Annotated in this window: 25 protein-coding genes, 1 tRNA gene and 1 rRNA gene; 6 read left to right on the plus strand and 21 right to left on the minus strand. The window is 43.7% G+C overall.

Going from position 1 to position 20351, the window contains the following annotated elements:
- Position 1: 1 nt before the first annotated feature.
- From DW904_RS06900 to DW904_RS06950, 11 genes are all read right to left on the minus strand, one after another.
- Entirely contained in the window at positions 2 to 709 is a 708-nt protein-coding gene (locus DW904_RS06900) for an isoprenyl transferase (RefSeq protein WP_118578732.1), read from the minus strand.
- A 182-nt stretch (positions 710 to 891) separates the two neighbouring features.
- Positions 892 to 1446, minus strand: coding sequence for a ribosome recycling factor (gene frr / locus DW904_RS06905; RefSeq protein ID WP_118578734.1), 555 nt, complete (start codon positions 1444 to 1446; stop codon positions 892 to 894).
- Positions 1447 to 1514: 68 nt separating this feature from the next.
- Positions 1515 to 2216: a UMP kinase gene (gene pyrH, locus DW904_RS06910; protein WP_330590253.1), complete on the minus strand. Its 702-nt coding sequence runs from the start codon at positions 2214 to 2216 to the stop codon at positions 1515 to 1517.
- A 34-nt stretch (positions 2217 to 2250) separates the two neighbouring features.
- Positions 2251 to 3222: a hypothetical protein gene (locus DW904_RS06915; RefSeq protein ID WP_118578736.1), complete on the minus strand. Its 972-nt coding sequence runs from the start codon at positions 3220 to 3222 to the stop codon at positions 2251 to 2253.
- A 348-nt stretch (positions 3223 to 3570) separates the two neighbouring features.
- Entirely contained in the window at positions 3571 to 4101 is a 531-nt protein-coding gene (locus tag DW904_RS06920; protein ID WP_330637356.1) for an acyl-CoA thioesterase, read from the minus strand.
- Positions 4102 to 4280: 179 nt separating this feature from the next.
- Positions 4281 to 4751: an SsrA-binding protein SmpB gene (smpB, locus tag DW904_RS06925; RefSeq protein ID WP_021926591.1), complete on the minus strand. Its 471-nt coding sequence runs from the start codon at positions 4749 to 4751 to the stop codon at positions 4281 to 4283.
- 126 nt (positions 4752 to 4877) lie between these two features.
- Positions 4878 to 7256, minus strand: a complete 2379-nt coding sequence (rnr, locus tag DW904_RS06930) for a ribonuclease R (RefSeq protein WP_347562042.1) — start codon at positions 7254 to 7256, stop codon at positions 4878 to 4880.
- 97 nt (positions 7257 to 7353) lie between these two features.
- A complete protein-coding gene (gene secG / locus DW904_RS06935; protein WP_118578738.1) occupies positions 7354 to 7590 on the minus strand; it encodes a preprotein translocase subunit SecG in 237 nt (78 codons plus the stop codon).
- Between the two features lie 107 nt (positions 7591 to 7697).
- Positions 7698 to 9017, minus strand: coding sequence for a phosphopyruvate hydratase (gene eno / locus DW904_RS06940; RefSeq protein ID WP_118578740.1), 1320 nt, complete (start codon positions 9015 to 9017; stop codon positions 7698 to 7700).
- 90 nt (positions 9018 to 9107) lie between these two features.
- A complete protein-coding gene (locus DW904_RS06945) occupies positions 9108 to 9524 on the minus strand; it encodes an amino acid-binding protein (RefSeq protein WP_118578742.1) in 417 nt (138 codons plus the stop codon).
- Positions 9525 to 9677: 153 nt separating this feature from the next.
- The gene (locus DW904_RS06950; protein ID WP_226855640.1) at positions 9678 to 10778 is read right to left on the minus strand and encodes an aminopeptidase P family protein; all 1101 of its coding nucleotides are present in this window, start codon (positions 10776 to 10778) and stop codon (positions 9678 to 9680) included.
- A 602-nt stretch (positions 10779 to 11380) separates the two neighbouring features.
- Between DW904_RS06950 and DW904_RS06955 the strand changes: the two genes are divergently transcribed.
- Entirely contained in the window at positions 11381 to 12271 is an 891-nt protein-coding gene (locus tag DW904_RS06955; protein WP_118578744.1) for a polysaccharide deacetylase family protein, read from the plus strand.
- Between the two features lie 39 nt (positions 12272 to 12310).
- On the opposite strand, the gene DW904_RS06960 is transcribed toward DW904_RS06955, so the two are convergent.
- Both DW904_RS06960 and DW904_RS25120 read right to left on the minus strand, forming a co-directional pair.
- Entirely contained in the window at positions 12311 to 13180 is an 870-nt protein-coding gene (locus tag DW904_RS06960; RefSeq protein WP_118578746.1) for a DegV family protein, read from the minus strand.
- 94 nt (positions 13181 to 13274) lie between these two features.
- Positions 13275 to 13433 carry a DUF6783 domain-containing protein gene (locus tag DW904_RS25120; protein WP_347562045.1) on the minus strand — a complete coding sequence of 53 codons (159 nt, stop codon included), beginning with the start codon at positions 13431 to 13433 and terminating at the stop codon, positions 13275 to 13277.
- Between DW904_RS25120 and DW904_RS25125 the strand changes: the two genes are divergently transcribed.
- Positions 13359 to 13565 carry a DUF6783 domain-containing protein gene (locus DW904_RS25125; protein WP_347562046.1) on the plus strand — a complete coding sequence of 69 codons (207 nt, stop codon included), beginning with the start codon at positions 13359 to 13361 and terminating at the stop codon, positions 13563 to 13565. The genes DW904_RS25120 and DW904_RS25125 overlap by 75 nt on opposite strands.
- Here DW904_RS25125 and DW904_RS06970 read toward each other — a convergent pair.
- The 6 genes from DW904_RS06970 to DW904_RS25135 all read right to left on the minus strand — a co-directional run bounded on the left by DW904_RS06970 (position 13468) and on the right by DW904_RS25135 (position 16471).
- Positions 13468 to 14256 (minus strand): LytTR family DNA-binding domain-containing protein, encoded by a 789-nt coding sequence (locus DW904_RS06970; protein ID WP_118578748.1) that lies wholly within the window; start codon positions 14254 to 14256, stop codon positions 13468 to 13470. The two genes, DW904_RS25125 and DW904_RS06970, sit on opposite strands and share 98 nt — an antisense overlap.
- Before the next feature lie 12 nt (positions 14257 to 14268).
- Positions 14269 to 14889 carry a response regulator transcription factor gene (locus tag DW904_RS06975; RefSeq protein ID WP_118578750.1) on the minus strand — a complete coding sequence of 207 codons (621 nt, stop codon included), beginning with the start codon at positions 14887 to 14889 and terminating at the stop codon, positions 14269 to 14271.
- A gap of 97 nt (positions 14890 to 14986) precedes the next feature.
- Complete coding sequence (locus tag DW904_RS23715; protein WP_243110327.1) at positions 14987 to 15211, minus strand: hypothetical protein; 225 nt, start codon at positions 15209 to 15211, stop codon at positions 14987 to 14989.
- Entirely contained in the window at positions 15208 to 15750 is a 543-nt protein-coding gene (locus DW904_RS06980) for a histidine kinase (RefSeq protein WP_243110328.1), read from the minus strand. Before DW904_RS06980 ends, DW904_RS23715 begins: the two co-directional genes overlap by 4 nt.
- Before the next feature lie 585 nt (positions 15751 to 16335).
- Positions 16336 to 16386 (minus strand): hypothetical protein, encoded by a 51-nt coding sequence (locus DW904_RS25130; protein ID WP_334286092.1) that lies wholly within the window; start codon positions 16384 to 16386, stop codon positions 16336 to 16338.
- A 31-nt stretch (positions 16387 to 16417) separates the two neighbouring features.
- Entirely contained in the window at positions 16418 to 16471 is a 54-nt protein-coding gene (locus tag DW904_RS25135) for a DUF6783 domain-containing protein (protein ID WP_334285446.1), read from the minus strand.
- On the opposite strand from DW904_RS25135, the gene DW904_RS25140 reads away from it, so the two are divergent.
- Genes DW904_RS25140 through DW904_RS07000 form a run of 4 tightly spaced genes read left to right on the plus strand, consistent with a single transcriptional unit; the run spans position 16448 to position 19775 of the window.
- Positions 16448 to 16627 carry a DUF6783 domain-containing protein gene (locus DW904_RS25140; protein ID WP_334286093.1) on the plus strand — a complete coding sequence of 60 codons (180 nt, stop codon included), beginning with the start codon at positions 16448 to 16450 and terminating at the stop codon, positions 16625 to 16627. The two genes, DW904_RS25135 and DW904_RS25140, sit on opposite strands and share 24 nt — an antisense overlap.
- On the plus strand, positions 16563 to 17504 hold the full coding sequence (locus DW904_RS06990) for an ABC transporter ATP-binding protein (protein ID WP_347562043.1): 942 nt from the start codon (positions 16563 to 16565) through the stop codon (positions 17502 to 17504). The genes DW904_RS25140 and DW904_RS06990 overlap by 65 nt, the downstream gene beginning before the upstream one ends.
- Positions 17505 to 17515: 11 nt before the next feature.
- The gene (locus DW904_RS06995) at positions 17516 to 18640 is read left to right on the plus strand and encodes an ABC transporter permease (RefSeq protein ID WP_118578754.1); all 1125 of its coding nucleotides are present in this window, start codon (positions 17516 to 17518) and stop codon (positions 18638 to 18640) included.
- Positions 18627 to 19775, plus strand: a complete 1149-nt coding sequence (locus DW904_RS07000; RefSeq protein WP_118578756.1) for an ABC transporter permease — start codon at positions 18627 to 18629, stop codon at positions 19773 to 19775. Before DW904_RS06995 ends, DW904_RS07000 begins: the two co-directional genes overlap by 14 nt.
- A gap of 201 nt (positions 19776 to 19976) precedes the next feature.
- On the opposite strand, the gene DW904_RS07005 is transcribed toward DW904_RS07000, so the two are convergent.
- Together DW904_RS07005 and DW904_RS07010 are read right to left on the minus strand one after the other, a co-directional pair.
- Positions 19977 to 20047, minus strand: a tRNA-Trp gene (locus DW904_RS07005).
- A 146-nt stretch (positions 20048 to 20193) separates the two neighbouring features.
- Positions 20194 to 20351 (minus strand): 23S ribosomal RNA (locus DW904_RS07010); the annotation flags it as partial.

The raw sequence follows: 20351 nt of genomic DNA on the forward strand, positions 1-20351 counted from the left end.
CTTACTCCTCCTTCACACCGCCATATCTTCTGTCTCTTTGATTATATTTCTCAATAGCCTGTACTAATTCTGCTTTATGGAAATCCGGCCATGCCACGTCTGTAAAATAAAATTCCGTATAAGCCAGCTGCCACATAAGGAAATTGGAAAGTCTCTGTTCTCCGCTGGTGCGTATCAGAAGATCCGGATCCGGAACTCCTGCAGTATCCAGGTAGCTTCCAATCGTATCCTCTGTGATCTGATCCGGAGAAACTTTTCCATCCGCCACATCCTGTGCCATCTTTCGCATTCCTCTTGTAATCTCATCGCGGCTTCCATAATTCATGGCGATCTGGAAGTACAGCTCATCATAATCCTTAGAAAACTCCTCCAGTTTACGGATGCTTTCCTGAATATCCGGTGCAAAAGCAGAGATATCGCCGATAATTTTGATTTTCATCTTATTATCCCGGGATATCTTGATACATTTCTTCAGATAGCTGCGAAACAGCTTCATAAGCCCGTCCACTTCTTCTCTGGAGCGTTTCCAGTTTTCCGTGGAAAAAGCATATACTGTCAGATATTTCACGCCCAGATCTTTAATATCATAGCAGACCTGCTCCAGATTGGCGCAGCCCTTAACATGTCCATAGCCACGAGGCAGTCCCTTTGCCTTTGCCCAGCGGCCATTGCCGTCCAGAATAATGGCAATATGATTGGGTACGTTCATATTTTTCTCCTTGTGTTTTGTTTTTCTTTTTTCGTTATAAGCGTTCAGATTATTCGTACAATTTCATACAAAAGGGCAGAAAAGAGCTCTTTTTAAAGAGCTCTTTTTACTGTTTCTTTATAAAAGGATCCTGTTTTGCAGATTTTTAGTCCAAACGGCTCTGCGCTTCAGGTAATATGCCCTTATACAGTCATAATCTCCTTACCTTTTGCTTCTACTGCAGCATCTACATCCTTGATGTATTTGTCTGTAAGCTTCTGAACTTTGTCCTCTAACTCTTTGATCTCGTCCTCAGATACATCCTCTTCTTTTTTCAGCTTCTTGTATGCATCGTTGGCATCACGGCGGATGTTGCGGACAGCAACCTTAGCTGCCTCACCTTTTTTCTTAACATCTTTAACCAGATCTTTACGGCGTTCCTCGGTAAGCTCCGGGAAAACAAGACGGATTACTTTTCCATCGTTATTCGGGTTCAGACCAAGATCAGAAGTAAGGATTGCTTTCTCAATTCCCTTGATCAGGCTGGATTCCCATGGCTGGATCTGGATCATACGAGCTTCCGGAACTGTGATATTTGCCACCTGCTGAATCGGTGTAGGGCTTCCGTAGTAATCTACTGTCAGCTTGTCAAGGATATGCGGATTGGCACGTCCTGCACGGATAGTAGTCAGCTCTGCTTCTAAGCTGCCCAATGTCTTTTTCATTTTCTCTTCATACTTCTGAATTCTTTCATCCATAAAATTAATCTCCCTCTTTATGATTTTCTGCCGGTAAGCAGTATTATCCTATTTTCTGCGCAACGCGCTTATACAGTAACCTTTGTTCCGGAAAATTTTCCGTGAACAGTGTTGATAATGCTGTTCTCCTCATCAAGAGCAAATACCATCATCGGCATTTTCTGCTCCAGACACATAATAGAAGCTGTAAGATCCATGGCTGCAAGCTTCTTGTCAACAACCTCCTGAATAGAGATCTCATCATACTTCACAGCGTCAGGATTTACCTTCGGATCGCTGTCATAAATACCATCAACTGCCTTCGCCAGAAGAATCGCATCGGCCTCGATCTCAACTGCACGAAGAACCGTAGCTGTATCAGTAGAGAAGTACGGATGTCCTGTACCGCCTGCAAAGAATACCAGCTTGCCCTGTGCAAAGCTCTCTTCTACGCTGTCCTTGGAATACAGTTTGGTAAATGCACCACATGCAAATGGTGTATAAATCTCAGTCTTCATACCTGTATATCTGCAAAGGTCAGATACATAAATACAGTTCATAATGGTAGCAAGCATACCGATCTGGTCTGCCTTGTTGCGGTCTATCGTCTCACTGGTACGTCCTCTCCAGAAGTTTCCACCGCCGATCACAATGCCGATCTGTACTCCCTCATCAGAAATTGCCTTGATCTGCTTCGCTACTGCAAGAACAGTCGCCTCGTCAAATCCTGTTTTCTTCGGTCCGGCAAGAGCCTCACCGCTTAATTTTAATAAAACTCTTTTCATTTCCATGCTTTTATCCTGCCTTATTTTTTATTCTTTAATTTTACCATACTCCGGCAACAATCTCATTTCCGCTGTCATCAACAGTAGTAGAAACTGTGAAAGAGTCATAATAATGATATCCTGTCTCTCCGGTCTCCGGCTCGTTCTCATAATCACTTCCGTTAGCCTCTCCCAGTGCTGCAACCAGACTGGAAAGCGGCTGTCCGATATATTGTTTCGCCTTATCTGCATTGGAATCATCCGGTGCAGTATTACTGCCGCCATTATTATCCGGGGTACTTGTAGGCTGCGGTGCAGATGTAGGTGCAGCAGTGGAATCTGACTGCTGCGGCGCAGATGTAGGCGTTGGTGCTGTATCCGTTTCCTGAGAATCATCCTCAGAACTGTCTTCGCTGTCATCAAGACCAAGACGCGCCATCACTTCACTCAGGGTAGAAGTTTCTGTCTTACTCGTTCCTGTCAGATAAGTAGCATAAGGAATTCCATCCTCAGCAGTTCCATCCATATGAAGAGTGATCTTTGAAATTGTCTTCAGCGGAAGCTTACGGAAATAACAATCTGTATAATCCTCGTCCTCATACGTGATCCGGATGTCATAGCTTGTCACCGCATTTCCATCTGCATCCTTCTCGTCCGGCTCATAATAGTAAAGAGCCTTGTCACCATCATTCAAAGTAAACAATCCATTGATCAGCTCTGTGCCCCAGTCATCATCGTCATCCGTAGTCGGACGAACGTAAAGTCCCTTCACAGCAGCTCCTGTACCGTTCACAAGAATCAGCTTGGAAGCTGTGGAAGTCTTATCACCAATCACATTCTTGATATCTGCATCGTCAGATTTCTGCATATCTACCAGGGAACTGTCATCACTTGAAGCTGTATCTGTATTCTCAGCCGGAGCCACGGTTACCTGGCCATCCTTACCTGTATCTTCAGTCTGTTTCTTGCCACATCCAGCTGCTGCCAAAGCAGTGACCAAAAGTGCTGCAAGAATCACATAACGTTTTTTCATAATCTATATTCCTCCCACAAAATGGAATTAAACTCCTCTAATATCCACTTTTTGTTCTCCATTATTATTACAGAGTATGACAGACTTGTCAACCGAACGCGGGATGATTTCATACAATTTTTAAACTTTTCGTTACTGTTCACTCCATTCACAGTAACACGCTTCGCGATGCACAGAAATCATGCTTTGCACGATTTCGCGCCGCAACTCTCGGGTTTCTTTTCCCCATTCTCTCTGGTGCCTTCACCGGGAAGGAAGATCCTGCGTACTTCTTCTGTGAACAAAAAGAGCCAGGGACAGTTTTCTCTATCTCTGACTCAAATAGTTTTTGACAACATGTCTCAATGTTTAAAACCCGGCGTCTCTTCGCTCTTTACGCATATCCCTGCGGAGCAGAGCTGCCTCATGGCGTCCTTTCTCAGCTTCTGTGTGGATAATAAGGCCGGGGATTCGGGTAGGACGCTCATCCTTATCCACAGCTACCATCACAGAAAAAGCACGGTTAACTAGGTAACGCATTCCATCCCCGCGCTCCACATAGGAATCAATTTCCACTTCCATGGAGGTATTTCCCACATAGGTCACATAGCCGATCATCACAAGGATCTCGCCCTCGTAAACGGGCTCCTTAAACTGCAGATTGTCCACAGCTGCAGTTGTGACACGGTAAGTTCCGCAATGACGCATGGCAACCACGCCGGACACCTCATCCACCCACTGCATCAGCATTCCTCCGAACAGCCTGCCGCCGGCATTTAAGTGCTGGTGCATGATCAGATGAACCTGCTCCGTTCTGGAATCCTCTACGGTTTTCATCGGACGGTTTTCTTTTATTGTTTCCTTTGCTTCCTGTGTTTTCTCTTTTATTTTCTCTTCCATAGCCAACCTCTTTTTACTGTTTTCATGCTGCCTGTACAGCGAATATTAAATAAATACCATATTGACCTGTCTGACTTTTTATATGCTGCATCTTTACAGCTGATCCCCTATAAATGTTTAACAGAAATTTACGAAAGCCGGGAATTTTTCATCATAAAAATCCCCAGCTCCCATTGTTTTTAATATAAATTCTTCACCTTGAAATCACGCTCTGCTTCTCGTCTCTGATCTTTCTTAGCGATATCCTGACGTTTGTCATACAATTTCTTACCTCTTGCCATACCAATTTCCACCTTCACAAGGCTGTCCTTGAAATAGACCTTGATTGGCACAAGGGTAAGACCTTTTTCCTTCAGTTTGGCTTCCATCTTGTTGATCTCACTGCGGTGAAGGAGAAGTTTACGGATACGAAGGGGATCTTTATTGAAAATATTGCCTTTTTCGTATGGGCTGATGTTCATTCCATAGATATAAACCTCCCCATTCTGAATCCGCACAAAAGATTCCTTGACGCTGCATTTTCCCATACGCAGGGATTTTACTTCTGTTCCTGCCAGGGCAATTCCTGCCTCATACGTGTCTTCTATAAAATAATCGTGAAATGCCTTTTTATTATTTGCAATCAGTTTGATTCCTGGTTTCTTTGCCATAAGTTCCTCCCTATATGGATTTCCGCCTGCAGGCGGGCGTTCAAAACAAAGGGTTGCTGTTCTAGAGCGTAGTTTCTATGCATCGCAAAGCGTGTTTTTGATCGCAGAATGAACAGTAACTTCTAATTACCACTCTTGCTCCTCTGCCAGAACAAAATCCACAGTTTTCAGCATGGTATCTGCTTCCGCAACTCTCACACGCACCTTCTGTCCCAGTGCAAACACCTTGTGTGTCACATCGCCGATCAACTCGTAAGCATCCTGATCAAAGGTGTAGTAATCATCCCTCAGTGTATTTACATGAACCAGTCCCTCTACCGTATTTGGAAGTTCCACATAGAAGCCCCAGCCAGTAACACCGGAAATGATTCCTTCAAATTCTTCCCCAATATGGTAAGACATATATTCTGCTTTTTTCAGCTTGTCAGATTCTCTCTCTGCTTCGTCCGCCCGGCGCTCACACACACTGGACTGGCGTGCCACATCTTCCAGAATCTCTTTATAATGCTCTGTTTTTCCCTCTCTTTCCAGACGTCCCCGAAGCTTATCCTTAATAATCCTGTGAATCTGAAGATCCGGATAACGACGGATTGGAGAAGTAAAATGGCAGTAATATTTCGCTGCAAGTCCAAAATGGCCGCTGCATTCTGTAGTATACTTCGCCTGTTTCATGGTTCGAAGAGTAAGGCGGCTGATCTGTGGCTCATTTGGAAGTCCCTCAATGCTCTCCAGAATAGTCTGGATCTCCTTCGGGGTAATCTCCTGTCCATGCTTCTGCACCGGCACTCCCTGATTATGAAGAAGTGTGAGAAGGCTCTCCACTTTCTCGGGATCCGGTGTCTCATGGGTACGATAAACAAACGGCATATCATCCCTGCAGCACTCCTCTGCCACAGTCTCATTTGCCATAAGCATGAAATCCTCAATGATCCTTGTTGCCACATTTGCCTCATATGGCTTAATGTCAATGGCTCTTCCTGCTGCATTTAAGATAATCTTGCTCTCCGGAAAATCAAAATCAATGGAGCCTCTGTGATGGCGGTTTCCACGAAGGATTTCAGAAAGCTCTTTCATCAGGAAAAACATGGGAACAAGTTTTTCATAGCGTTTCTTTGCCTCTTCGTCAGTATCCTCCAGAATGTTTTTCACATCTGTATAATTCATTCTCTCATCTACACAGATCACAGTCTCTGCAATCTTATGGGAAATCATATTTCCTTTTTTATCAATATCCATAAGACAGCTTAAAGTAAGACGATCCTGCCCCTGGTTCAGAGAACAGATTCCGTTGGAAAGCCGTACCGGAAGCATGGGAATTACGCGGTCTGCCAGATATACACTGGTTCCCCGCTTCAATGCCTCACGGTCAAGGGCGCTTCCTCCCTGTACATAATTGCTTACATCTGCAATGTGAACGCCAAGATGATAGATGCCATTCTCCTTTGTCAGAGTAACTGCATCATCCAGATCCTTGGCGTCTTCTCCGTCGATTGTGACGGTCTGAAGATGGCGAAGATCCAGTCGGCCATCCCTGTCAGCATCCAGAACATGATCCGGCACACGGTCAGCCTGACGGATTACTTTATCCGGAAATTCGCTTGGAATGCCAAAGCTTTTTACAATGGCAAGGATATCTGTTCCAGGTGCGCGGCAGCTTCCCAGATTCTCTACGATCTTACCTTCCGGATTGCGGTTCTTGCTTCCGTAGCTGGTGATTTCCACCACTACCTTATCCCCGTCCTTGATTCCCTGGGAATCTTTTCTCGGAATAAATACATCCCTGGAAAATTTAGGATTGTCACTTACCACAAAACCAAAGTCACGGCTGTTCTCGTAAGTTCCCACAATCTGGGTCATACCTCTTTCCAGAACTTTTACTACAATTCCCTCGCGGCGTTTTCCTTCCTGCGGCTCTTTTGTGATTATAACACGAACCTTATCCTGGTGCATAGCCGTTCCGGTACAATCTTCCGGAATAAATACGTCGTTGTCTTCCCCCTCGATTTCCACGAAGCCAAAGCCCTTGGGATGACCGATGAAGGTGCCTTCCACAGATGGACTGTCCGGATATTCGTTGTACTTATCTTTTCCCCTGCCGTAACGATCGTCGGGCTTGCGGTGATCATACTTTCCAGCCTGCTTATCATTATATTTCTTATCGGAATGTTTCTCATCTTTCTTCCCGGTACGTCTCTCGGAGCTTTCTTCTGCATATTTCCCGGAACGTTTACCCGAAAACTTCTCGTCACGTTCTTCTCTTTTTCCACGCTGCTTCTCTTTCCCGCGCTTTCTTCCAGTTACTTTGGAATAACGTCCCTTGGAATCCAGGTCAGCCTTTCCCTCTGCTACCAGATCATCCAGAACACGGTACAGATCTTTCTTCTCGTCCTTTGAAAGGCGCAGAAGACCTGCAATTTCCCGGAAGCGCATAGGCTGGTACACTGGATCACCAAGAAGCTCCATCATAAATTTTTTTCGTTTGTCAAATTCTCTGTCTTTACTCAATTTTTCTCCTTCTTAATGCCTGTGTAAAAAATTAATCCCTTATGACATAAAAAACACCCTTGCGATCAGATCAACAAGAGTGTTTCCCACTTTATTCTTAGAAATTCAGGTTCAATACAACTGCCAGTACAAAGAACAAAACTCCCATAACTGTAGTTGCCTTAACAAGACCGCCCTCCATGGAACGTCCTTTGTTCTTACCCCAGTATGTGTCTGCAGCTCCGGCGATCGCACCAAGCCCCTGTGACTTACCTTCCTGCATAAGGACTACTACGGTAAGGGCAATACAATCTATAACAAAAAGAATTGTTAAAATCGTTCTTAAAATCTGCACGTGGTTACACCTCCTAATCAACTAGGAGATATTGTACCATAGCCAGCATTTGATTTCAACTCTTTTTTATCTTGAATTTGGACAAATTACGCTATCTTTTTTCATGGTCAGGCAAACGGATTCTCATACACCGACATTCTGCCAAGCTGCTCATGAATTCTCAGAAGCTGATTATACTTGGCATTTCTATCTGAACGACATGGTGCGCCGGTCTTGATCTGCCCCGCACCAGTTGCCACTGCAAGATCTGCAATAAAGGGATCCTCTGTTTCACCGGAGCGGTGAGAAATAACAGAGCGATAACCAGCCCGTGCAGCCAATTCTACTGCCTCCAAAGACTCTGTCAGGGTTCCGATCTGATTTACCTTGATCAGGATTGCATTTGCTGTTCCAAGCTTTATTCCACAGGCCAGCCGTTTGATATTTGTCACAAAAAGGTCATCCCCAACCAGCTGTACACGGCTTCCAAGCCGCTCCGTCATAGCTTTCCAGCCCTCCCAGTCATCCTCCTGCAGTCCGTCCTCTATAGAAACAACCGGAAATTCATCCAACAGATTTTCGTAATAACGGATCATTTCATTGGAATCCCGGATCACTTCTTTTCCAGTCATCTTACTCTCCCCAGGAAAATAGTAACCGTCTTTTTCTCCGTCATATAATTCACTGGCTGCCGCATCAATGGCAATGCCAATATCTTTTCCCGGCTCATATCCGGCGTTCTTCACAGCCTCAAGGATCAATTCCAGAATCTCCCTGGAATCCTTCAGATCCGGTGCAAAACCACCCTCATCGCCCACTGCTGTAGACAGATTTTTCTTTTTTAAAAGGATCTTCAGTGACTGATAAATCTCCACACACATGCGGATTCCCTCTGAAAAACAGGAAGCCCCAACTGGCATGATCATAAACTCCTGAAGATCCACTGTATTGTCCGCATGCCGCCCCCCATTCAAAATATTCATCATAGGAACCGGCATTCTGTTTGCATGACAGCCGCCAATATACTGATAAAGCGGGATCCGAAGCGCCATGGCAGCTGCCCTTGCCACTGCCATTGATACGCCCAGTGTAGCATTTGCACCCAGATTGCTTTTATTATCTGTGCCATCGGTCTGAATCAGAAGTGAATCAATATAGGTCTGATCCAGTGCGTTTTCTCCCAGAATTGCCTCCGCGATTTTCGTGTTTACATTATCCACTGCTTTTTGTACACTAAGACCTTTATAATTTCCTTTGTCGCCGTCTCTTAGCTCCAGTGCTTCGAATTTTCCTGTGGACGCGCCGGATGGAACCGCTGCACGGCCTGTATATCCATTGATTCCAATAACGCCTTCTCCAACTGTCACTTCTACTTCCACAGTAGGATTGCCTCTGGAATCCAGAATTTGTCTTGCGTGAATCTTCCGAATAGGTAAATACCGTAACATTTCCTTACCTCCTAAAGATTGATAACGGTAGTTTTTCCAACTATTCAGAGTTCTATGCAGGATTTCAGATTCTGTTTCTGCCTGAAGTGCTCAATGAACCTCAGAAATGGAATTAAATCCCTTATTTCTCAGACATGCCTCCACCTCACTGATATCCGGTACGTGGAGAACCATGATCGGAAGTCCAGTAGCACGGTTGAAAGACAGATACAGATAATCAATATTGATATTACTCTCCTGGAGACTGAGGAGCAGTTTGTTCAAGTTACCAACCTCATCCTTTACCTCGATTCCAAGAACATCACTAAGCTTGCAGATAAAGCCAGCCTTTGTCAGCGCTTCTAACGCCTGCTCAGGTTTGGAAACAACCATACGTATAATTCCGTATTCAGCACTGTCATTGGTAACAGAACCAAGGATATTAATATCCTCCTCCAGGAGGATTCCAGTCACCTTCTGCATTTTCCCTTTGATATTTTCCGCAAAAATTGATAATTGTTTCAGCATTTTCTTATTCCTTTCCATATTTTAATAACAATATTAATATTTTAATCGTAAAAGAAACTCAGATGCCGCCCGGGCAGATAATTTTCTTTCACAAAACAGACATTTCGCCTGTCGGCGACATCACTATCTATTCACTATATATATATCAGCTCTTTATTTCTCAACGGGAACCTCAATCAGTTCCTTAGGAGAATGTGCCAGATTGCGGCAGCCATCCTCCGTTACCACTACCATATCCTCAATACGAACCCCTCCGAAACCAGGTACATAAATACCCGGCTCAACAGTCTCGATCATATTGGCTTTCAGAATGGTATCGTCAGAGGGAGACAGGCGCGGACTTTCATGGATGAAAAGACCTACACTGTGACCAAGTCCGTGGCCAAAACAGTCACCGTAACCAGCCTCTGTAATAATATCTCTCGCCACCTTATCCACACTCGCTCCGCTTACACCAGCCTTTACTGCTGCAAGACCGGCCAGCTGTGCTTTTAATACGACATTGTAAATTTCTTTCTGTTTATCGCTTGCTTTTCCGAGGACAAAGGTACGTGTCATATCGGAGCAGTATCCCTTGTATTTACAGCCAAAATCACAGGTAACAAAATCCCCTTCCTCCAGCTTCTTATATCCTGGGATTGCATGAGGCATAGAAGAATTCAGACCGGAAGCGATGATCGTGTTAAAGCTTAAATCCTCTGCTCCCTCTTTTTTCATCAGATATTCCAGCTCTGCCGCAGCTTCCAGCTCTGTCATTCCTGGTTTCACGATTTTCAAAAATTCTGCAAATGCTTTGTCCCCGATTTCTTCAGCTCTTGCCAGGTACTCCAGTTCTTCCTCAGTCTTAATCTGGCGAAGATCATCGATTCTGCTGCCAAGAGGTGTCCATGTCTGAACCGGCAGTTCCTTTCTGAGCTTATCAAAATCACAGCAAAGCATGGACTGATCCTCATATCCCATATGGAAATCGCCACTTACATTCTCCTTCTCCATGCACTCCTTCAGGATCGTCTGACGGTTATGCCCACGACACTCTTCGATTACTGTGAAATCGCTCTCTTTACCGGCCTGCTCCGTATAACGGGAATCTGTGATCAGCACCTTCTGGGCTGCTGAAATATATAAAGCGCCCTCGCCGCCGCGAAAACCGCTTACATGTCGCATGTTATATGGATCTGTGATCACAAGGGCATTCAGTTTCAATTCATCAAGAATTGCATTTAACATCTTTGCTTCCTCCTCTTCTTCTGTCATACAACTTCCCAGCACTTTATCACGTTGAAAAGCCATATTCTTTATAGTTTCATCATACCACATTATACGCGGAAATATTGTCTGAATTTTCAATTCTTTTCACACATATAAACTTTTTATTTTATATAAAATAATATTTTTTCAAATTATTTGTTGACAAACGAGAAGTAATCTGTTATAGTAAGCTCATAAAACAAAAGGAACTTAAAAATAAAAACAAAAAGGAGTGAGACCACCGAAAACATAAGTTCATTACTTATAATCTAAGAAAGAGAGGTACGGACCACCAGAAGCATAACGAAACATCTTAATTTTTAACACTTTAAGAAAAGCGAGGTACAGTCCACCAAGAACGTAAGCCTTAATTCCAATTGTTTTAAACGCATAATATATTCGGAAAGAGAGGTACATTCCATTGGATATGGATCAGATTTAAGCCACCAGTAAACGTCGATGCTGGTGGCTTAATTAATGTCTGGATTTTCCTTTCATTTTCAAGCAGCTGCCTTGCCCTTATTCGCATGATTTTTCAAACACGCTCTGGCATAAACCTTTTATTTTCTCATATATCTGTAAAAAAATACCCGTGAGGTTTTCTCTTCATGAAATTTCCCATTTTTTCTTTTCCAGCACTGAAGGAAAAATTCTCTTCACATATTTCCTCTTTTTGCTCGAAAAAGCGCCCTGCGATCAAAGACTTTCTCCACTACGCCGGCGTTCCTCTCCTCTTCGCCCTGTCCTTTCTGGCCGGTTCTGCCGCCCGGGTGATCGTTCACCATTTTTCACCCCCGAAAGCAGTCGCTACTTCATCAGACTGCGCAAGCTGGGGACTCAGCTTCCAGGAGGAAGGAAAACGTCCTGTAGGAAATGCTTCCATTCAAGAGCTTGCTTCCTATAACGCCTACTTTGCAAAGGATACCCAGGAGAAAATACTCTACCTTACTTTTGACTGTGGCTATGAAAATGGCAATACACCGCTGCTTCTTAATGCATTGAAAAAACACAATGTAAAAGCAACGTTTTTCGTTGTTGGAAATTTCATAAGAGATAATGGAGATCTGATAAAAGAAATGGTTCAGGAAGGGCACATTGTAGGAAATCATACCCTCTCTCACCCGGATATGTCCGGAATTTCTTCCCTGAATGATTTCAGGAAACAGCTGGAGGGCGTGGAAAATCTGTATAAAGAAACGACCGGAGAATCCATGACGAAATTCTACCGGCCGCCTCAGGGAATTTACAGTACAGCAAATCTGTCCATGGCAAAGGAACTGGGGTATAAAACCTTCTTCTGGAGTCTTGCCTACGTGGACTGGTATCAGGATAAACAGCCAACCAAAGAGGAAGCCTTCGATAAGCTTCTCACACGGATCCACCCAGGGGCAATTGTCCTGCTGCACAATACTTCTTCCACAAATGGACAGATTCTGGATGAACTGCTGACCAAATGGGAAGAAATGGGATATACATTTGGAACGCTCAATGATTTCTGAATTTTTGCTTTCCTGGAACAGGTTTGAAAAAGGCTTTAATTATCTATTATTTCCAAAATAAATAACCGCCTGTACTCCAGGACCAGTATGAATTCCAATAATCGGGCTCATTGGCATAATGATAACCTGAGCCTGTGGTACAGCTTCCAGGATAACAGCCTTCTCTTTCTCAGCCTGCTCAGCAGCATCACCGTGACAGATAAATACATAAGGATGCTCCTCATTTAATCCGGAACTGATATACTTGGAAACGATCGTATTCATAGCAGCCTTGGAGCCGCGTACCTTCTCCGGGATTGCCAGAGTTCCATCCTCCACAATGCGAAGAATCGGTTTAATCTTCAGCTTACCGCCGATCCAGGCGATTGTGGGGGAAATACGTCCGCCGCGTTTCAGAAAATCAAGATCATCTACTGTAAACCAATGGCAGATGTGGAGGCGATTCTCCTCCAGCCATGACGTATTCTCCTCCAGGGACATTCCCTTATTCTGATTTTCTGCTGCCAGGAGCACCAGGATTCCCTGTCCTCCTGTCGCGGCAAGAGAATCCACGCAGGAGATCTTACACTCCGGGTACTCTTCCATCAGATCAGCAGCTGCAATGCGAGAGCTCTGCCATGTAGAAGTCAGTCCTCCGGAAAGGGAAATATAAAGAATATCCTTGCCCTCTTTCAGAAACGGTTCAAAACAATCGGTATATGTAGCCGGGGAAATCTGGGAAGTACTTCCGGTTCCACCTGCACGAAGCTTGTCATAAAAAGCCCTGCTGTCCCAGTTTCCCGGATTCCTGTGCGGACACTCCTCTCCGTTTAACTGGTATACCATAGGAATCAGATGAATCTGACCCTTATCTAAAATGTCTGCCGGAATATCTGCAGATGTATCTGTTATGATCACATAATCACTCATACTTGGTTCTCCTCATTTAATTGGCAATTCCTTATACCGTAATCGGTTAAGTGCTCCCATTATAGCATACTTCTTTTATGACGTGTGTGTTTTTTTACATTTTTGGTACTTTTGTAACGTTTTTCCCCAGAGCATGTTGGAAAAGCATTCCCGCGATCTGCACGCCCCACTTTGCGGTATATTTAGTCCGAATTCGGTTGCCGTAGCTCGCTATGGCGCCCTCATCCGGGCAAAATTTCCCACAAATTGTGATGCACATCTTGCAGAAAGCCTTTTTCAGATACGCTCTAACGGGCTGCAATTATTTTTTGCAGCGTCTTTTTTACTGCCGTATACTTTTTTTCCGGAACTGGAAGTTCCCGTCCTCCTGTTACAGTCATTTTAAATCTGCGGATAGAATGGACATGTGCCGGGTTTACCATGTAACTCTCGTGGCACTTCAGAAACAGGTTCCCATAACGTTTTTCCAGAGTTTTCAGGCTTTCTGTAGACTCAAACTCCTGATCCAGAGTATGGATCACCGTATGATTGCCGAGACTTTCCACATAGATCACACGGGACCAGTTCAGATAAAGAATGGACTTATCAATTCCTTTCACGTAAATCCGCTCTGATCTTGTCTCTCCTGTAAGGACAAACTTACGATAATTCTCATCATAATGTACCGGATAAATGCCATCTCTCTCATCATACTGAATTGCATTTGAAATAAAGATCACACGTATCTTCGGCACACCTTTTTGCTCCACCCAGGTAAACTGCATACGCTGATTTACCCGGCTTGCACTGTTATCCGGCCAGATCGTATCTACCAGCATAAAAGTCATGATCTCTGCCACCGTACTGCTTGTAGTGGCAAGCGGCAGCACCGTCAGATTATTCAGGGAAAACTTCAGTTCGTGTTTCTCAGCGTGAAAAGCATCTACCAGATTTTTTCTTCCGCGGATCACCTGCCTGTCTGCAGGTCCTATCCAAAGAACATCCTCATGACAAGAGTTCAAAAAAGGCTCTATCTCATTGTTATAATATAAATTCAAAAGCTCTGCTGTCCGATCTCCAATTTTCTGTATGTTCATCTTCTGTCGCTCCTATTTATGCTGGTAATAAAAAACTGCCACCTGTGTACGGTCACGCAGCTGCAGTTTTTCCAGAATCATGCTCAGATAATTCCGCACGGTTCCTTCACTCAGGAAAAGCTCTGCCGCAATCTCCTTATTGCTGTATCCATTTGCGATGAGCTCTATCATCTCAAATTCTCTCTCATTAATGTCATATTTTCCATAATCAAACTTCTTTTCTCCCTGCAAAAGGTCTGGAATCCTGGAAACTATTTCTGTCCCAAATACTGTCTGCCCACAGTAAACCGCCCGAAGTGCAGGCAGAATACTGCCATAATCCTGTTTCAGAAGATATCCCTTTGCACCAAGTCGCAAGGCTTTTACTATATATTCGTCATCGGAAAAAGTGGTAAGAAGCAGAATATTTGCCTTTGGATGCCTGGACAAAATACTCCGGGATGCTTCCAGACCGTCCATTTTCTCCATTCGAATATCCATAAGAAGCACATCCGGCTCATACCTTTCATAAAGCTCACAGGCCTCTTTTCCGTCTGCTCCAGTCGCTAACACTTCCACATCCTCATTCACTTCCAGAATGGTTTTCAACGCACCCGCCACCAGGCAGTCATCGTCTACAATTATTATTTTCATTTCTTACTCCTGCTTTTCTTTCATTTCCGGAACACATTCAAAAAATAATTTCCATAATCTGTGCGCCCGCTTTACTGTATCTTTATCGGAATCCACCTCAACCACATTTGGGTATTGTAATAAAAATCCGGAATCCCTTATCCGTAAAAATCTGTATGGTTCCACCCAGGGCATTTACCCTTTCTTTCATATTTACAATTCCAATACCGGATTTTTCCGGATCATAAAAAGCATCTGTCCCATTATCCTCTATACAAAGCTGGTACAGTCCCGGATGCTCCCGAAGGATCAGCTGCACCTTCGTGGCGTTGCTGTGCTTCATAATATTTGCGAGGCCTCTTTGGTAATACTGATAAAACAGTATTTCACCTCCCTTGGAACCTCTCTTGTCATATCATAAACCATCTGCACCGAACAAAATGTAAACTCATGAACCAGGCTCTTTTCCACTTCTTCTAAATTTACTGCTTCATCGTGAAGGTCATGGACACTATTTCTGATGCTGTTCATGGCATGGTTCAGGGAATCCTCCAGATTTTTCAGTATGGCGGTCATCCCGGGATCTTTATTTATGGTCTTTGCAGCCCCTACCATAAGGATTGAACGTGAAAGTACATGTCCCACATTATCGTGGATTTCCCTGGCGATCCGGTTTCGTTCCTTTAAGGTAGCATTATAGATCTCATAATCCTGTTTTTCCTGCAAAGCTTTATTTTTCTGAGACAAAAGCAGGTTTCGCTCCTTGGAATCATCCTGGATCCTTCGCAGCTTCTCTTCCAGAATCTGACTCTTTGCGGTATTTCTCTCCATAAAAAACGCCAGTAAAAATCCAAATACACCGATCATTGCAAAAAGGCCCATGTTTTCCCTGCTTTCAGGTATTTTCCAGAGAAAAAACAGCACTGCTACTGCTGCCAGCCCCCTCATTTTTCATGAAAAAGCAGATAAAAAAGACATGGATAAAAGATAAAGGTCTCTGGAACAGCCAGTCCCAGAAATCCGAACAAAATGCAAAGGATTAGCCTCAATGCCTTCTTTCTCACCGCATATCCGCAACAGATCACACTTACACAGCTCAAAAAAGCGATCAGAAAACCCGCCCCTGGCGGCAGAAAAAAAAGTGACAGAAAGCTATAAAATACCAGCAATCCACAGTCCCAAAAGTATCCCACTCTGTCACCTTCTTTCTCATTTTTCCCAACTACTGCTGTTCACTCCGTAACCGGTAATTTTCAAATATTTAACCTGTTTTTTTACAAATATGTCTTACAGACATTTCTCTCATTATAGTATAACTGACCTTGCGCTGTAAAGAAGGTTCTGCGCTTTATAACATTACGGTTTACTGATAATGTTCCGCGAGATGTTTTTGTGAATGGAACGAACTGTAATTTTATGACATTTGTCATGTGAAGACCGTGACATCTGACACTTGGCGCTTTTCCCTCATTCCTTTATACTAGAGTGTACTTGAAAAAGCATTCCTGCAATCTGCATGCTCCACTTTGCCGGTATATTTCGCCCAAATTCAGTTGCCGTAGCCCGCTACGGCGTCCTCATCCGGGCAAAATCTCCCACAAATTGTGACGTACATCTTGCCGAAAGCCTTTTTCAAACACGCTCCAAATTTATGATACAGCTACTATACGGGGAAAATCCGAAGGAGGAAAATCGTGTCCACAAATATTGTTCAAATAGAAAATCTGGTAAAAAGATATGGGAACCTGGTGGCACTTGATCACCTGAACCTTAGTATTTCGGAAGGAGAGGTTTTTGGTCTTCTTGGTCCCAACGGCTCTGGAAAAACTACTGCTATCAATTGTATGCTTTCTCTTCTCAAATACGACAAAGGCAGCATTCATATTTTCGGAGAAGAAATGCGTCCTGACAATTACAAAGTAAAACAGCAGATTGGAATCGTGCTGCAGAATGTGGCTGTTTTTGACGAACTGACTGTCTATGAAAACATTGATTATTTCTGTGGGCTTTATGTCCCGGATAAGAGGAAAAGAAAAGAACTGGTGGAAGAAGCCATTACCTTTACCGATCTTAACGATTACCGGAAAATGCGTCCAAAGAATCTTTCAGGCGGTCTTCTCCGCCGACTGAATATTGCCTGCGGAATTGCTCATAAGCCTCGTCTGATCATTATGGATGAGCCAACGGTAGCCGTTGATCCCCAGAGCCGGAACAAAATCCTGGAAGGCATTCAGAAGCTGAATGAACAGGGTTCCACCATCATTTACACTTCCCATTATATGGAAGAAGTGGAGCAGATCTGTACACAGATCGCAATTATGGATCACGGTCATGTAATTGCCTCCGGCACCAAAGAGGAGCTGAAAAAAATGATCAAAACCGGCGAGACCATTACTATTGAGGCCATTCCTCTTACCTCGGAGAATCTGGCTGACATCCGGGCTCTTCCACACGTATTTGACCTGCATTACGAGGAACAGATTCTCACTGTACGGTGCACAGGTGCCCGTCACAACCTGATCCGGCTTCTCAATTACCTGCAGAGCCAGGATATTTCCTTTGGTCAGGTTTCCTCTGAGCTGCCTACTTTAAATGACGTATTTCTGGAAATCACAGGGAAACAGCTGCGAGATTAAGGAGGACTACCATGCTGCATTTGATCAAATATAACCTTCTGGTAAAGCTGAAAAAATTTGCAACCACTTTCTGGCCTCTTATTTTTCCAATTCTTCTTGGAACTATGTTCTATTTTGCTTTTGGAAATATTGATGATGCTGATTTCGAGACTGTACAGGTTGGAATTGTAAAAGAGGACGGCGCTGACACGTTGTTTCTTATGTTTCTGGATCAAATTGAAAACAACGGAAATCATCTGATTGCTGCTCAGGAATTATCTGAATCTGCTGCACTTACCAAACTGGAAAATGAAGAAATTTCCGGTATTTATCAGGTGGGAAGCTCCCCTTCCCTTACAGTAGCTTCCAACGGAATCCCCCAGAGCATCCTTCAGTCCATTTTGTCCGGCTACGAAACCGGAAAAAGTACCATCCGCAATATAGTCCGCACACATCCATCCGGTCTGTGGGACGGAATCCAGCAGATGTTAAATCAGCAGGAAACACTTACTGAAGTTTCACTTGGCGGACAGACTATTAACGGAAGTGCACAGTTTTTCTATGCATTGATTGCAATGACCTGCCTCTATGGCTGTTTTATCGGATTTGGCTCTGCCATAACTCTTCAAGCCAATCTCACAGCACTTGCCGCACGACGCTGCGTCACTCCAACGCATAAACTGAAGCTGATTCTTTCAGAGCAGATTGCTTCTTTTTTGCTTGGCTATTTCTATGTGATCGTGTTGCTGATCTATCTTCGCTATATTTTAAAGCTGGATTTTCAGGGAAAAATCGGACCCATGCTGCTTATTTCTTTTTTCGGATCCCTGATCGGGGTTTCTATTGGAATTTTTGTAGGTAGTCTTGGAAAAATGAAAGAAGGGGGAAAGATTGGTATTATTCTTGGTTTTTCCATGGTCTGCAGCTTTTTATCAGGACTTATGAACAATACCATGAAGGATCTGGTAGAAAAAAATATGCCTGTTATTAACCGGATCAACCCGGCAGCACTTATTTCTGATGCTTTTTACTGCATCAATGTATATGACGATATGAGCCGCTATTACCGCAACCTGTTCACTCTTGCAGTGATGAGCGTAATATTAGTGACTGCTTCGTTTTTACTGATCCGGAGGGAAAGCTATGATAGTATTTAACTGTTATATGAAAATTTTAAGACAAAATATGAAGCTGGTCATTATATACCTGGGTATTTTCTTTTCCGTGGCTCTTGTCATGCAGATGGCCGCTGGAAAAAGTGAAGACAGCCTTTATGCAAATACCAGCATTGATATTGGAGTGGTAAAGGAAGATCAAGGCGTTCTGGCTCAGGGATTTGTGGATTATCTTAACACGATTCACAATGTAATTCCTATGAAAAATAATCCGGAAGTACTTCAGGAAAATCTCTTTTACCGTAATGTGGAATATATTGTGCAGATTCCAGCTGACTTTTACGAGGCTTGCATTCAAGGAAATCAGCCACTGAAGGTCACCAAGGTTCCAGGATCCTACAGCTCCTATTATGTTGACCAGCAGATCAGCAGTTATATCAGTACCATCCAGACTTATGTTGCTGCCGGTTTTTCCCAGGAGGAAGCCGTTCAGGCAGTAAAAACCGAAGTTCATAAACCGGTCACCAAGATTTCCTCTGATTCTGCAAGCAGTGATCTGGTTCCTTACACTTATTATTTTCGTTATATTCCTTATCTTTTTCTGGGAGCTCTTTGCTATACCATGGGATATATTCTTATGGCTTTCAAAAAGGGAGATATTCAGAAACGGATGGAAGCTTCCGCTATTTCAGTGAGACATCAATCCCTGGAGGGATTGCTGGCAATGGGGGTAATTGGTGCTTTCTTGTGGCTTCTTGGTATCCTGGGGGTAGTGCTGATGTATGGAAATACCTTTTGGGATTCTGAACTTCGTGGCTATTATATTGCAAATACATTGCTTATGTTAGTAGTTTCACTGTCACTCTCCTACCTGATTGGAATGTTTATTCCCAACAGCAATATTTTAAGCGGCGTAGCCAATATTGTTTCTCTTTCCATGTGCTTCCTCTGTGGCGTCTTCGTCCCTATGGATGTGATGGACAAATCGGTTCTGAAAGTCGCCCAGTTTCTGCCAGTATACTGGTATGAACAGGTAAATGAAATTCTAAGCCGGCATCATTCCCTGACACCGGAGCTTCTTGGAAAGGTACGGATCAGTATGGGAATTGAGGTGTTGTTTGCCGCCACGTTTGTGTGTCTGATTCTGGTAGTTTCAAGGTATCGAAAAGAGGGGTAATGCCCCTCTTTTCTGCACATGATTCTACTATTTTAGCAATAAATCAATAGAAATGAATTAAAAACAAATCAAACAGGTCATATCTTTTTAGAAACTAGGAATCATTCCTAGTTGACATCATAGGTGACATCGTTAGAAAATCCCACAAAATCAAAAACGCCGGAAACCCAGTAAAATCAAGGCTTCCGACGCTTAAGAAAACAGGGGATGAGAGAATCGAACTCCCACCAAAGGTTTTGGAGACCCCTATCATACCATTTGACCAATCCCCTATTTTATGAAGAAAAAGTGACTATTACTAGTCACGTCTCTTTGAAAGATTTTGTACCTTCAAAACTACATACATGTTACATCCTAATGGAATCATTTTACCTCTGCGTGAGTCCGGCAGCTACTTTATAACCGCCTTTCTCATTTCTTGGTCAAGCCCTCACCCTATTAGTAACAGTCAGCTCCATGCATTACTGCACTTCCACCCCTGCCCTATCTACCTCGTCGTCTTCAAGGGGGTTTACTTCTTTCGAATGGGACATCTCATCTTGAGGGGGGCTTCACGCTTAGATGCCTTCAGCGTTT

Source organism: Ruminococcus sp. AM42-11 (assembly GCF_003480145.1).
GTDB classification, from domain to species: Bacteria; Bacillota; Clostridia; order Lachnospirales; family Lachnospiraceae; genus Blautia_A; species Blautia_A faecis.

Coding starts and splice junctions, on each gene's coding strand:
- DW904_RS06900 (WP_118578732.1), bottom strand. CDS start 709: ATGAACGTACCCAATCATATTGCCATTATTCTGGACGGCAATGGCCGC.
- frr (WP_118578734.1), bottom strand. CDS start 1,446: ATGGATGAAAGAATTCAGAAGTATGAAGAGAAAATGAAAAAGACATTG.
- pyrH (WP_330590253.1), bottom strand. CDS start 2,216: ATGGAAATGAAAAGAGTTTTATTAAAATTAAGCGGTGAGGCTCTTGCC.
- DW904_RS06915 (WP_118578736.1), bottom strand. CDS start 3,222: ATGAAAAAACGTTATGTGATTCTTGCAGCACTTTTGGTCACTGCTTTG.
- DW904_RS06920 (WP_330637356.1), bottom strand. CDS start 4,101: ATGGAAGAGAAAATAAAAGAGAAAACACAGGAAGCAAAGGAAACAATA.
- smpB (WP_021926591.1), bottom strand. CDS start 4,751: ATGGCAAAGAAACCAGGAATCAAACTGATTGCAAATAATAAAAAGGCA.
- eno (WP_118578740.1), bottom strand. CDS start 9,017: ATGTTACGGTATTTACCTATTCGGAAGATTCACGCAAGACAAATTCTG.
- DW904_RS06945 (WP_118578742.1), bottom strand. CDS start 9,524: ATGCTGAAACAATTATCAATTTTTGCGGAAAATATCAAAGGGAAAATG.
- DW904_RS06950 (WP_226855640.1), bottom strand. CDS start 10,778: ATGACAGAAGAAGAGGAGGAAGCAAAGATGTTAAATGCAATTCTTGAT.
- DW904_RS06955 (WP_118578744.1), top strand. CDS start 11,381: ATGAAATTTCCCATTTTTTCTTTTCCAGCACTGAAGGAAAAATTCTCT.
- DW904_RS06960 (WP_118578746.1), bottom strand. CDS start 13,180: ATGAGTGATTATGTGATCATAACAGATACATCTGCAGATATTCCGGCA.
- DW904_RS06970 (WP_118578748.1), bottom strand. CDS start 14,256: ATGAACATACAGAAAATTGGAGATCGGACAGCAGAGCTTTTGAATTTA.
- DW904_RS06975 (WP_118578750.1), bottom strand. CDS start 14,889: ATGAAAATAATAATTGTAGACGATGACTGCCTGGTGGCGGGTGCGTTG.
- DW904_RS23715 (WP_243110327.1), bottom strand. CDS start 15,211: ATGAAGCACAGCAACGCCACGAAGGTGCAGCTGATCCTTCGGGAGCAT.
- DW904_RS06980 (WP_243110328.1), bottom strand. CDS start 15,750: ATGGGCCTTTTTGCAATGATCGGTGTATTTGGATTTTTACTGGCGTTT.
- DW904_RS06995 (WP_118578754.1), top strand. CDS start 17,516: ATGCTGCATTTGATCAAATATAACCTTCTGGTAAAGCTGAAAAAATTT.
- DW904_RS07000 (WP_118578756.1), top strand. CDS start 18,627: ATGATAGTATTTAACTGTTATATGAAAATTTTAAGACAAAATATGAAG.